Source organism: Streptomyces sp. NBC_00237 (assembly GCF_026342435.1).
Lineage (GTDB): Bacteria > Actinomycetota > Actinomycetes > Streptomycetales > Streptomycetaceae > Streptomyces.
On the sequence record NZ_JAPEMT010000001.1, the window covers coordinates 329264 to 341265 of the forward strand.

Below are 12002 nucleotides of genomic sequence, written 5' to 3' on the forward strand. Positions count from 1 at the left end.
GGGACAGGGCCTCTATGTGCCGGTGCGTCCCCGCGCCCAGGCCCCTACCTCCACTGTGTGGAGGCCCCTACTTCCACTGGGTGGAGACGCCGAAGCCCGCGGCGATGAAGCCGAAGCCGACCACGATGTTCCAGTTCTCCAGGCTCTTGAGGGGCAGATCGCCCTCGGTCACGTAGAACAGCACGATCCAGGCGAGCCCGATCAGGAACAGCGCCAGCATCACCGGTGCGACCCAGCTGCGGCTCGTCAGCTTGATCGCTGTCGCCTTCTTCGTGGCGGCCGGAGGCGTGAAATCGGCCTTCTTGCGGATACGTGACTTCGGCACGAGGGACTCTCCTGTCGATGCGCTGCGTGACCGCGCAGAGAACTGTGGCGTGACGCCAAGGGGCAGGGCGGGAGCCTGTGGGGGGAACACGGCCTCCCCCAGGCGTCCGTTAGCGTAGTGCTTCCGCGGCGTCGAAGGAGATAAGGGTATGAGCAATTCTGCCGACTCTCCGGAGCGGTCCACGGATCGGCCACAGGATTCGTCCCCGGACCGGCCGACGGATCGGCCCGCGGACCAGCCTGCGGACCGGCCTGCGGACCCGCCCTCGGACCAGTGGCCGGACCAGCCGGACCAGCCCAACCGGTCTGCCGTACGCCGTCCCGCGCTGCGTCCCGTGCGCCTGCTCACCGCCGCCGTGTTCGCCCTCGCCGGGCTCATCTTCGTCACCAGCTTCAACACGGCCAAGGGCACCAACATCCGCACGGACGACTCGCTGCTGAAGCTCTCGGACCTGACCCGCCAGCGCAGCGACAAGAACAAGGAGCTGGAGAAGTCCACCGGTGTGGTGCGCGGCGAGGTCGACGCGCTCGCCCGCCGCGACGACGGCAGCACCCGGGCCGAGGACGCCAGACTGGGCGTCCTGGAGAAGGCCGCCGGGACGAAGAAGCTCGCGGGCGACGCCCTCACCGTCACCCTCAACGACGCACCTCCCGGCGCCACCGCCAACCCCGGATACCCCAAGCCGCACCCCAACGACCTGGTCATCCACCAGCAGGACCTCCAGGCCGTCGTCAACGCCCTGTGGGAGGGCGGCGCCCAGGGCATCCAGGTCATGGACCAGCGCCTCATCTCCACCAGCGCCGTCCGCTGCGTCGGCAACACCCTGATCCTCCAGGGTCGCGTCTACTCGCCCCCGTACACGGTGACCGCGGTGGGCGACCGCAGCCGCCTCAAGCAGTCCCTCGCCGCCTCCCCCGCGCTCCAGAACTACCAGCTGTACGTCAAGGCGTACGGACTCGGATGGAAAGTCGACGAGCGCGAAGCGGTGACTCTGCCGGGCTACTCGGGCACAGTGGATCTCCACTACGCGAAGCCCGTGCGACAACCGTAGGGGCTCGGGAGGGGGGCTTCCCCGGTGTCAGTGGGGTCGGTGGGGCCGGTGGGACTGTCGGTGCGACTGGTCGTCAGGACGTTCAGCGAGCTCTGCATCACCGCGGGCGCGCTCATCGTCCTCTTCGTGGTGTACCTGCTCTTCTGGACCGGCGTTCACGCCTACAGCGCGTCCGACGGGCAGATCGACCTGCTGGAGCAGGAGTGGGCGCAGCGCCCGCACACACCGGCACAGGCGCCCGGTGCGAGCACCACAGCAGGTGCACCGGGCCAGGGCGCTCCGCCCGCCGGGCCCGCGTACCGCGACGGCAAGCCCTTCGCCGTGATGTACGTGCCGCGCTTCGGCAGGACGTGGGACTGGCCGGTGCTGGAGGGCACCGGCACCGGGACGCTCAAGAAGGGCCTGGGCCACTACGAGGGCACCGCGCGTCTGGGCGAGACGGGCAACTTCTCCGTTGCCGGGCACCGCAGGACCTACGGCGACCCCTTCAAGGACTTCCCCGAGCTGCGGCGCGGCGACGCGGTGGTCGTGAACGACGGCACGACCTGGTTCACGTACCGCATCGAGAAGAAGCCCTACCTGACCGTGCCCAGTGATGTGGGAGTCGTCGATCCGGTGCCGCGCAAGGCCGGGTTCGACGGGCCCGGCCGCTACCTGACCCTCACCACCTGCGACCCCGAATGGGGCAGCAGTCACCGGCTGATCGCCTGGGCGCACCTGGACGCCACCCAGCCGGTGGGCGAGGGCAGGCCCGCCGCTTTGGACGGCTGAGCCCACCTGCTTGCCCCTGCCCTTTAGTCTGGTCACCACCGAACGGGAAGGGACAGCATGTACGGCTGGATCTGGCGGCATCTGCCGGGCAACGCAGGGGTGCGCGCGTTCATCTCGCTCGTGCTGATCCTGGCGGTGGTGTACGTGCTCTTCCAGTACGTCTTCCCGTGGGCCGAGCCGCTGCTGCCGTTCGGTGACGTGACGGTCGACGGAAAGAACGGGTCGAACACCTCATGAGCGCGCGCATCCTGGTCGTCGACAACTACGACAGCTTCGTCTTCAACCTGGTCCAGTACCTGTACCAGCTGGGCGCCGAGTGCGAGGTGCTGCGCAACGACGAGGTGGAACTGAGCCACGCCCAGGACGGCTTCGACGGCGTACTGCTGTCGCCGGGTCCGGGCGCACCCGAGCAGGCGGGCGTCTGTGTCGACATGGTCAGGCACTGCGCGGACAACGGGATTCCGGTGTTCGGGGTGTGCCTGGGCATGCAGTCGATGGCGGTCGCGTACGGCGGTGTGGTCGGCCGGGCGCCGGAGCTGCTGCACGGCAAGACGTCGCCGGTGCTGCACGAGGGCGCGGGCGTGTTCGCCGGGTTGCCGTCACCGTTCACCGCGACCCGCTACCACTCGCTCGCCGCTGAACCCGCGTCCGTTCCGGACGTCCTTGAGGTGACCGCGCGGACCGCCGACGGCATCGTGATGGGGCTGCGCCACCGGGACCTTCCGGTCGAGGGCGTGCAGTTCCACCCGGAGTCGGTGCTGACCGAGTGGGGGCACCTGATGCTCGCGAACTGGCTGGTGCAGTGCGGTGACACGGAGGCGGTGGGACGGTCGGCCGGGTTGGCCCCGGTGGTGGGTGCGGCCAAGGCCGTCGCGTGACGGCACTGCGTCCCGAGCACGACGCGTACGGCGTTCCGCTGGAGGGCTACGGCCCCGGGTACGGGAACGGGTACGACCCGCAGCAGCAGGTGTACGGGGCGCAGGGAGACCTCGGGGCGGCGGTGGACCGGCTCGCGGACCCGCTGAACGATCCGCTGCCGGGCCAGCAGCCGACCGGCTGGGTCCAGGAGCCCTACGGGGGGCCCGAGGACGTCTACGGGGCGTACAGCGCCCCTGAGGTGCCGCAGCAGCAGCACCCGTCGCACCAGCAGTACCCGCACCAGCAGCAGTACCCGCACCAGCAGTACCCGCCTCGGCAGGAGCCGCAGGAGTGGTACGACCCGGAGGGCTACCGGCGCGACTGGTACGGGCAGCAGCAGGACCCGTACACACCGGCGCAGCAGCAGGCCGCTCCGTACGCGCCGCAGCAGCAGGCGTACGTACCGGAACAGCAGCCGTACCTGCCCGAGCCGCACGCCTACGTGCCGGAGCCGCGCGGGTACGACGCCCCGCCGCAGCGGCGAATAGCCGAACCGGAGCCGGACTTCGCGTACGCGACCGAGCCCGACGGCTCGGGCGGCCCGGTCGGCCCGGGGGACGACGGCGACCGTGACGGTGCTCCCGAGCCCGTGCGCACCGGCGGCAGGGCCGAGCGCCGCAAGGGGGCGAAGGGGGCCAAGGGCCGGGCGCCTGCGGGAGCCGCGGCGAAGGAGAGCACCGGGGTCGTCGTCAGCAGACTCGTCGGGGAACTGTTCATCACCTTCGGCGTAGTGATGCTGCTCTTCGTGACCTACCAGCTCTGGTGGACCAACGTCCGGGCCGGAATGCAGGCCGACGGCGCCACGCACAGCCTCCAGGACGGGTGGGAGAAGGCGAAGAAGGACGGGGCGAAGCCCGCCGGGGCGTTCGAGCCGGGCCAGGGCTTCGCGATCATGCACATCCCGAAGCTGGACGTGAAGGTGCCGGTCGCGGAGGGCATCGACAAGCACAAGGTGCTCGACCGGGGCATGGTCGGCCACTACGCGGACGGCGGGCTGAAGACGGCGATGCCCGGCGACAAGCAGGGCAACTTCGCGGTCGCGGGCCACCGCAACACGCACGGCGAGCCGTTCCGCTACGTGAACAAGCTGGTCAAGGGCGACAAGATCGTCGTGGAGACGCAGGACACCTTCTACACGTACGAGATGACGTCGCTGCTGCCGCAGACCCCGCCGTCCAACGTCGGGGTCATCCAGCCGGTGCCGCCGGGCTCCGGCTTCACCAAGCCCGGCCGCTACATCACTCTGACGACGTGCACCCCGGAATTCACCAGCACGTACCGGCTGATCGTCTGGGGCAAGATGGTCGAGGAGCGCCCCCGGAGCAAGGGCATGCCGACGGCGCTCGGCGGCTGACGGCGCGGTGGAACGCGACCGCCGGGGCCGGTGGAGCCGGTGATCCAGACACGAGGGACAGGTGCGGTGGCAGCGAGTACCGAGCAGGACGAGCGGTCGGGGGAGTCCGCGCCGCCGCGGACCTCGGGGACGCGCGGGCGGATCGCGGGTGCGATCAGCGTCTTCGGCGAACTGCTGATCACCGCCGGGCTGGTGCTCGGCCTCTTCGTGGCGTACTCGCTGTGGTGGACGAACGTCCTGGCCGACCGCGAGGCGGGCAAGCAGGGTGACGACGTCCGCAACCAGTGGGAGAGCGGTGCGCCCGGCGAGATCGACATAAAGGGCGGGCTCGGCTTCCTGCACGTGCCCGCGATGAAGAACGGCGAGGTGCTGGTCCGCAAGGGCACCTCCACCAAGGCGCTCAACGCGGGCATCGCGGGTTACTACACGGACCCGGTCAAGGCCGCCATGCCGTCGGACAGGCAGGGCAACTTCTCGCTGGCGGCGCACCGGGACGGGCACGGGGCGAAGTTCCACAACATCGACAAGCTGAAGGAAGGCGACTCGATCGTCTTCGAGACGAAGGACACCTGGTACGTCTACAAGGTGTACGCCTCCCTGCCGGAGACCTCGAAGTACAACGTGAAGGTGCTGGACCCGGTCCCCAGGGAGTCCGGGAAGACGAAGCCGGGCCGCTACATCACGCTGACGACGTGCACGCCCGTGTACACGTCGAAGTACCGCTACATCGTCTGGGGCGAGCTGGAGCGCACGGAGCGCGTGAACGCGAAGCGGACACCCCCGGCGGAGCTGAGGTAGTCCGTACGGTCCCCTCGGGCTGTTTCGTACGGCCCTGCGAGCGGCTGCACGGAGAAGGGCCCCCGGCACGGTGTGTGCCGGGGGCCCTTCTGCGTGCCGCTGGTGCTCCGGGTGATTCCGGTGCGGGGCTAGTCGAAGATGCTGCCTCCGCCGGTGCCCGGCATGGCGAACAGCCTGACTTCACTGTCCTTGGGGACGGTGTTGTTGGCACCCGGGGTGGAGCCCACGACCTTGGCGTCGTCCGGGGTGCCTTCGGGCACCACCACGCGGAGCCCCAGACCTTCGAGGATGCCCCTGGCCTCTCCGACGGTCTTCTTGTTGAGGTCGCCGGGGATCACTACCGTTTCCGCGTCCGGCGGGGGCTGGGTCTCCTTGGCCTTGGCGACGATCAGCAGGATGCCCGTGCCGGGGAGGGCCTTGGTGTTGGCCTCAGGGGTTTGGGAGACGACCGTGTTGGGCGCCGCGTCGGACTCCTGCTCGGCCTTCTTGACGTTGGTGAAGCCGAGGTTGTTCAGCGTCGTCACGGCGTTCTCGTACGTCTGGCCCTTGAGGTTCGGGAGTGTCGTCGTCTTCTTCTTGGCGATGACGATGGTGACGTCGGAGCCCTCCTCCACGGACTGACCGCCCTTGGGGGTCTGGTCGATGACCGTGCCCTCGGTCGCGGTGGACTCCTGCTCCTTGACCTTGGGGACGAAGCGTTCCTTGGTCAGCCGCTCGGTGGCCCGCTTCTGGGTCTGCTCCATGACGTCCGGGACCTCGACCTTGGGGTTGCCGGTCGAGACGTCGACGTTGATGACGGTGCCCTTGGGGAAGCTGCCGGTACTCGGGTTCTGCGCGCAGATCTTGCCGGGGTCCACGCCCTTGCAGGGCTTCTTGGTGGGCTTGAGGGTCATGTCCACGTTGGCGGCCGACTTCTTCGCGGCCTCGAAGTCGTCACCGACGAGCTGGGGGACGGCCTTGTCCGTGACCTTGTCCTTGCCGTTGAAGACCGAGTTGCCGATGAGGACCGCGCCGACGAGGACCAGGATGCCCGCGACGACCAGCAGGATCGTCGAGGTGTTGCTCTTCTTGGGCTGCTGCTGGCGGCGGCGTCCCTGCTGCTCGTCGTGGCCGCCGGGGCCGTTGCCGTTCCCGTAGCCGTCTCCGCCGTTGCCGACGGGCGGCATCATCGCGGTCTGGCCGCCCTGGCCGGTCTGCCGCAGGGCGGTGGTGGGCTGGTCGTTGCTGCCGTACGTGTCGTAACCGCCGTAGCCGACCGCGCCGAGGGCGGCGGTCGCGGCGACGGGCCGCCCGTCGAGGCACGCCTCGATGTCGGCGCGCATCTCGTCCGCCGACTGGTAGCGGTAGTCGGGGTCCTTGGTCAGCGCCTTGAGGACGATGGCGTCCATCTCGGGCGTGATCTCGGGGTCGAAGTTCGACGGGGGCTGCGGTTCTTCCCGTACGTGCTGGTAGGCGACCGCGACCGGCGAGTCGCCGATGAAGGGGGGCCGTACCGTCAGCAGCTCGTACAGCAGGCAGCCGGTGGAGTAGAGGTCGGAGCGCGCGTCGACCTGCTCGCCCTTGGCCTGCTCCGGGGAGAGGTACTGGGCGGTGCCGATGACGGCGGCGGTCTGGGTCATCGTCATGCCGGAGTCGCCCATGGCGCGCGCGATGCCGAAGTCCATGACCTTGACCTGGCCGGTGCGCGTCAGCATGACGTTGGCCGGCTTGATGTCGCGGTGGACGATCTGGGCGCGGTGCGAGTACTCCAGCGCCTGGAGGATCCCGACGGTCATCTCCAGGGTGCGCTCGGGGAGCAGCTTGCGCCCGGAGTGCAGGAGTTCGCGCAGGGTCGATCCGTCGACGTACTCCATCACGATGTACGGGATGGAGACGTTGTCGACGTAGTCCTCGCCGGTGTCGTAGACGGCGACGATCGCCGGGTGGTTGAGCGAGGCGGCCGACTGGGCCTCACGGCGGAACCGGGCCTGGAAGGACGGGTCACGGGCGAGGTCCACCCGGAGCGTCTTCACAGCGACGGTGCGGCCGAGCCGGGTGTCCTGGGCGAGGTAGACCTCGGCCATGCCACCACGGCCGAGCACCGAGCCCAGCTCGTACCGGCCGCCGAGGCGACGCGGCTCTTCCATAGCTAATCCAGCCCTCTCCGTCTGTCCCGACCGCACCTGTGCGTGGTCCGGCGGTGTGCTGTTCGCGCATACGGTACCGGGCGGTCCGCACCCGGTCGGCCCGCGACCGTCACCTGATACCTGACCGGTACGTCAACGTGCATGAATGGTGAGGCCGGGTGATGGGGGTCACGCCGGGCCGTGTGGCCTTCGGGATGTTTCACGTGAAACATCGCTCACCATTCAGACCGTTTCACGTGAAACATCCCCCGCTTCCGTCCTTGCGCCTGCGCTGCGGGTCTACTTGGCGCGGTCGAGGACGGCCTTCATGACGCTCTTGGCGATGGGGGCGGCGAGACCGCCACCGGAGATGTCGCCACGGGCAGCCTCGCTGTCCTCGACGACGACCGCGACGGCGACCGGGGAGCCCTTGTCGGTCTTGGCGTACGAGATGAACCAGGCGTACGGGTTGCCTTCGTTGTTCACGCCGTGCTGGGCGGTGCCGGTCTTGCCGCCGACGGTGACGCCGTCGATCTGGGCCCGGGTGCCGGTGCCCTCCTTGACGACGGTCTCCATCATCTGCTGGAGCTTCTGCGCGTTGTCGCCGGAGAGCGGCTGGCTCATCTCGACCGGGTCGGTCTGCTTGACGACGTCCAGGTTGGGGTCGGTCAGCTTGTCGACCATGTACGGCGTCATCAGCTTGCCGTCGTTGGCGATGGCGGCCGTGACCATGGCCATCTGGAGCGGGGTGGCCGCGGTGTTGAACTGGCCGATGGAGGAGAGCGCGGTCTCCGAGGGGTTCAGCTTCTTGGGCCAGACGCTCGCGTTGGAGCGGACCGGGGTGAACTGCTCGCTGTTGAAGCCGAACTTCTCCGCCGTCTCCTTCATCTTGTCCGCGCCGAGGTCGGAGCCGAGCTTGCCGAAGACGGTGTTGCAGGACCACCGCAGCGCCACGCGCGGGGTGGCGTCCTCGCAGGGGATGGTGCCCTCGTTCTTCAGCGGGGTCGTCGTGCCGGGCATGATCCACGGCAGCGGCGTCTTGGTCGGGGTGTCGATGTCGTTGATCAGGCCGTGCTCCAGCGCCGCGGCGGCCGTGACGACCTTGAAGGTCGAGCCCGGCGGGTAGGTCTGGCGCAGTGCCCGGTTGAGCGAGATGTCGTCCGGGTTGACCTTCTTGTCGAGCTTCTTCCACTCCTCGCCGTCGCCCATTCCCGCGATCTTGGAGGGGTCGTACGAGGGGGTGCTCGCCAGGGCGAGGATCTTGCCGGTCTTGGGGTCGAGGGCGGCGACGGCGCCCTTCTTGCCCTTCAGGCCGCTGTAGGCGGCGCGCTGGGCGTCGCCGTTGAGGGTGGTGACGACGTTGCCGCCCTTCTTCTCCTCGTTGGTGAAGAGGGAGAGCGTGCGGTCGAAGAAGAGCCTGTCGTCGGTGCCGGTGAGGATGCCGTCGTTCAGGTTCTCCAGCTGGGTCGCTCCGTAGACCTGGGAGGCGAAGCCGGTGACGGGGGCCCACATGGGGCCGTCCTTGTAGGTGCGCTTGTACTTGAGGTCGCCGCTCTTGGCCTCGACGGATCCGGTGATCGCCTTGCCGTCGACGATGATGTCGCCGCGAGGGTGGGCGTAGCGCTCCACGAGTACGCGGCGGTTGTCCGTGTGGGTCTTGAGCTTGTCGCCCTGGACGAACTGGACCCAGTTGACGCGGACGAGAAGGGCGAGGACCAGGATTCCGCAGAAGATGGCGACCCGGCGCAGGGGCTTGTTCACGGTCGGACCACCTGGGTCATTTCGGCGTCGGGGGACGGGGCGGGGGCGGGGGCGGGCCGTCGCGCGGTGTCGCTGATGCGCAGCAGGATGGCCACCAGGGCCCAGTTGGCGATGACGGACGAGCCGCCCTGTGCCAGGAACGGCATCGTCATACCGGTCAGCGGGATGAGGCCCGTGACGCCTCCCGCGACGACGAAGACCTGGAGGGCGAAGGCACCGGAGAGACCAATGGCGAGGAGCTTGCCGAAGGGGTCCCGGGCGGCGAGTGCCGTGCGGATGCCGCGCTCGATGAGCAGGCCGTACAGCAGGATGATCGCCATCAGGCCGGTCAGGCCCAGCTCTTCGCCGACGGTGGCGAGGATGTAGTCGCTCTTGGGGGCGATGCCCAGGATGAACTTGGAGTATCCCTGTCCGAGGCCGGAGCCGAAGAGTCCGCCGGAGCCGAAGGAGAACATGGCCTGTGCGGTCTCGGTGACACCGCCGTTGGACGCGAGTTCCAGCGGGTTCAGCCAGTTGTGCACACGCGTCTGGACGTGGGACGCGAAGGAGGCCACGCCGACCGCGCCGGCCGCGCTCAGGGTGAGGCCGAAGACGACCCAGCTGGTGCGCTCGGTGGCGACGTACAGCATGATCACGAAGAGGCCGAAGAAGAGCAGCGAGGTGCCGAGGTCGGTCTCGAAGATCAGGATCATCAGGCTGAGCGCCCAGATCGCGAGGATCGGGCCGAGGTCACGGCCGCGCGGGAGGTACATGCCCATGAAGCGGCGGCTGGCCAGCGCGAGGGCGTCGCGTTTCACCATCAGATAGCCCGCGAAGAAGATCGCGATGATGATCTTGGCGAACTCTCCCGGCTGCAGCGAACCGACGCCGGGGATGGAGATCCAGATCTTGGCGCCGTTCACCCCGGGGAAGAACATCGGCAGGATCAGCAGCACCAGCGCCACGACCATGGAGATGTACGTGTAGCGCTGGAGCACGCGGTGGTCCTTGAGGACCAGGAGTACGGCCAGGAAGAGGGCGACGCCGACGGTCGACCACATCAGCTGGTTGGGCGCCATGGCCTTCCCCAGAGACGGCTCCTGGTCGAGCCGCCAGATGAAGACCAGGCCCAGACCGTTGAGCAGGGTGGCGATCGGCAGCATCAGCGGGTCCGCGTACTTGGCGAACTTACGCATCATCAGGTGCGTGATGCCGGCGAGGAGGGTGAGGCCCACTCCGTACCCGAGCATGCCTGTGGGCAGTGTGCCGTCCTTCGCGAGCCCTACGTTGGCATACGCGAAGACGGGAATGATCACGGCGAACGCCAGCAGGATCAGCTCGGTGTTGCGCCTGCTGGGTGCTTCGATCGCGCCGATGGTGGTCGTGTTGGTGACAACGCTCATGGTGGTGTGGGCCCCCTACGGTGTGGCCGGCTTACCGCACTGCGAGGCCAGTTCCTGCTCTTCCTCGGAGAGGGTGGGACCGGGAGCGGGGGCGCTCGAAGTGGGGGTGGGCGAGTTCGGCGGTTTCTTGGTGCCGTCCTTGGCGTCCGGAGACTTGGCCGGATCGGGCTTGGCCGGTGCCTGCGGCGGCGCGGAGCGCTGCTCGGACTTCTTCTTGCAGGCGGACGCCTGGAGCCAGAGCTTCTCGACCTTTTCGCGTGCCTGGGCGAGGTCGCTCGCGGGCAGCGACTCCTTGACCTCCTTGGACTGGAAGTCCGGGAGGTACTTGAGTTCGATCTCGGGGTGGTCCTTCTCGATCTTCGAGAGGGAGACCCACGGAAGCTCTTGGTCGACACCGCGGTAGAGCGCGACGTGCTCGGCGTTGGCGCCGACGTAGTACTGGGTCTGGGTCCAGCGGTAGCCGCCGTACAGACCGCCGCCGACGACGCCGAGCGCGAGCACGAGGTACAGGGATCTCTTGAACCACTTGCGGCCGGGGGACTTCACGAAGTCCTCGCCGTTGTACATGTCGAAGGTGTCGTCGGGCATGCTGCCGCCGTACCCGCCGCCGCTGCCCGCGGGGCCGAAGCTGCCCGAGGGCTGTTGCGGCGCGGGGCGGCCGAGGCCCGCGGCCCGGCCGGCCGGGGTCTGCATGGCGCCGGTGTCGTGCAGCTGGTGCTGGTTCTCGGCGACCGCGCCGACCACGACCGGGGTGTCGTTGAGCTGGCCCGCGAGGGTGTCGTTGCCGTCGACGTCCAGGACGTCGGCCACGATGCAGGTGATGTTGTCGGGGCCGCCGCCGCGCAGCGCCAGCTCGATGAGGTGCTGGACGGTCTCCTGCGGGCCCTGGTAGCTGGCGAGCGTCTCTTCCATCGTCTGGTGGGAGACGACGCCGGACAGGCCGTCGGAGCAGATCAGATAGCGGTCGCCGGCCCGCACCTCACGGATGGAGAGGTCGGGTTCGACGTGGTCACCGCTGCCCAGCGCGCGCATCAGCAGGGAGCGCTGTGGGTGGGTGGTGGCCTCTTCCTCGGTGATGCGGCCCTCGTCGACGAGCCGCTGTACCCAGGTGTGGTCCTGCGTGATCTGGGTGAGGACGCCGTCGCGCAGCAGGTACGCGCGGGAGTCCCCGACGTGTACGAGGCCCAGGCGCTGGCCTGTCCACAGCAGGGCGGTGAGCGTGGTGCCCATGCCCTCCAGCTGGGAGTCCTCCTCGACCATCATGCGCAGCTGGTCGTTGGCCCGCTGCACGGCCGTGCCCAGGGAGGTCAGGATGTCCGACCCGGGTACGTCGTCGTCGAGCTGGACCAGCGTGGAGATCACCTCGGAGGAGGCGACCTCACCGGCTGCCTGGCCGCCCATGCCGTCGGCGATCGCGAGGAGCCGGGGACCGGCGTAGCCGGAGTCCTCGTTCCCCTCGCGGATCATGCCCTTGTGCGATCCGGCGGCGAAGCGCAGGGACAGACTCATACGCACCTCGCCCGTCGGCTCCGGGTAC

Annotated in this window: 11 protein-coding genes; 6 read left to right on the forward strand and 5 right to left on the reverse strand. The window is 68.8% G+C overall.

Annotated features, from left to right (window positions below; genetic code table 11):
* Positions 1 to 67: 67 nt before the first annotated feature.
* Positions 68 to 325, reverse strand: coding sequence for a cell division protein CrgA (crgA, locus tag OG897_RS01265; protein WP_266651997.1), 258 nt, complete (start codon positions 323 to 325; stop codon positions 68 to 70).
* Positions 326 to 650: 325 nt separating this feature from the next.
* On the opposite strand from crgA, the gene OG897_RS01270 reads away from it, so the two are divergent.
* From OG897_RS01270 to OG897_RS01295, 6 genes are all read left to right on the forward strand, one after another.
* The gene (locus OG897_RS01270; protein ID WP_266656476.1) at positions 651 to 1376 is read left to right on the forward strand and encodes a DUF881 domain-containing protein; all 726 of its coding nucleotides are present in this window, start codon (positions 651 to 653) and stop codon (positions 1374 to 1376) included.
* A gap of 54 nt (positions 1377 to 1430) precedes the next feature.
* Entirely contained in the window at positions 1431 to 2147 is a 717-nt protein-coding gene (locus OG897_RS01275; protein ID WP_266656478.1) for a class E sortase, read from the forward strand.
* 57 nt (positions 2148 to 2204) lie between these two features.
* On the forward strand, positions 2205 to 2384 hold the full coding sequence (locus OG897_RS01280) for a hypothetical protein (RefSeq protein ID WP_266651999.1): 180 nt from the start codon (positions 2205 to 2207) through the stop codon (positions 2382 to 2384).
* Positions 2381 to 3025 (forward strand): aminodeoxychorismate/anthranilate synthase component II, encoded by a 645-nt coding sequence (locus OG897_RS01285; protein WP_266652001.1) that lies wholly within the window; start codon positions 2381 to 2383, stop codon positions 3023 to 3025. Before OG897_RS01280 ends, OG897_RS01285 begins: the two co-directional genes overlap by 4 nt.
* A gap of 89 nt (positions 3026 to 3114) precedes the next feature.
* Entirely contained in the window at positions 3115 to 4419 is a 1305-nt protein-coding gene (locus tag OG897_RS01290; RefSeq protein WP_266656480.1) for a class E sortase, read from the forward strand.
* 66 nt (positions 4420 to 4485) lie between these two features.
* Positions 4486 to 5217 (forward strand): class E sortase, encoded by a 732-nt coding sequence (locus tag OG897_RS01295; protein ID WP_266652003.1) that lies wholly within the window; start codon positions 4486 to 4488, stop codon positions 5215 to 5217.
* Between the two features lie 128 nt (positions 5218 to 5345).
* On the opposite strand, the gene pknB is transcribed toward OG897_RS01295, so the two are convergent.
* The 4 genes from pknB to OG897_RS01315 form a co-directional block, all read right to left on the reverse strand.
* Positions 5346 to 7343: a Stk1 family PASTA domain-containing Ser/Thr kinase gene (gene pknB, locus OG897_RS01300; RefSeq protein WP_266652006.1), complete on the reverse strand. Its 1998-nt coding sequence runs from the start codon at positions 7341 to 7343 to the stop codon at positions 5346 to 5348.
* A gap of 279 nt (positions 7344 to 7622) precedes the next feature.
* A complete protein-coding gene (locus OG897_RS01305; protein WP_266652008.1) occupies positions 7623 to 9083 on the reverse strand; it encodes a penicillin-binding protein 2 in 1461 nt (486 codons plus the stop codon).
* Positions 9080 to 10465 (reverse strand): FtsW/RodA/SpoVE family cell cycle protein, encoded by a 1386-nt coding sequence (locus tag OG897_RS01310; protein ID WP_266652010.1) that lies wholly within the window; start codon positions 10463 to 10465, stop codon positions 9080 to 9082. The genes OG897_RS01305 and OG897_RS01310 overlap by 4 nt, the downstream gene beginning before the upstream one ends.
* A gap of 15 nt (positions 10466 to 10480) precedes the next feature.
* Entirely contained in the window at positions 10481 to 11974 is a 1494-nt protein-coding gene (locus OG897_RS01315) for a Stp1/IreP family PP2C-type Ser/Thr phosphatase (RefSeq protein WP_266652012.1), read from the reverse strand.
* Between the last annotated feature and the right edge of the window lie 28 nt (positions 11975 to 12002).

Coding starts and splice junctions, on each gene's coding strand:
- OG897_RS01315 (WP_266652012.1), bottom strand. CDS start 11,974: ATGAGTCTGTCCCTGCGCTTCGCCGCCGGATCGCACAAGGGCATGATC.
- OG897_RS01310 (WP_266652010.1), bottom strand. CDS start 10,465: ATGAGCGTTGTCACCAACACGACCACCATCGGCGCGATCGAAGCACCC.
- pknB (WP_266652006.1), bottom strand. CDS start 7,343: ATGGAAGAGCCGCGTCGCCTCGGCGGCCGGTACGAGCTGGGCTCGGTG.
- OG897_RS01285 (WP_266652001.1), top strand. CDS start 2,381: ATGAGCGCGCGCATCCTGGTCGTCGACAACTACGACAGCTTCGTCTTC.
- OG897_RS01280 (WP_266651999.1), top strand. CDS start 2,205: ATGTACGGCTGGATCTGGCGGCATCTGCCGGGCAACGCAGGGGTGCGC.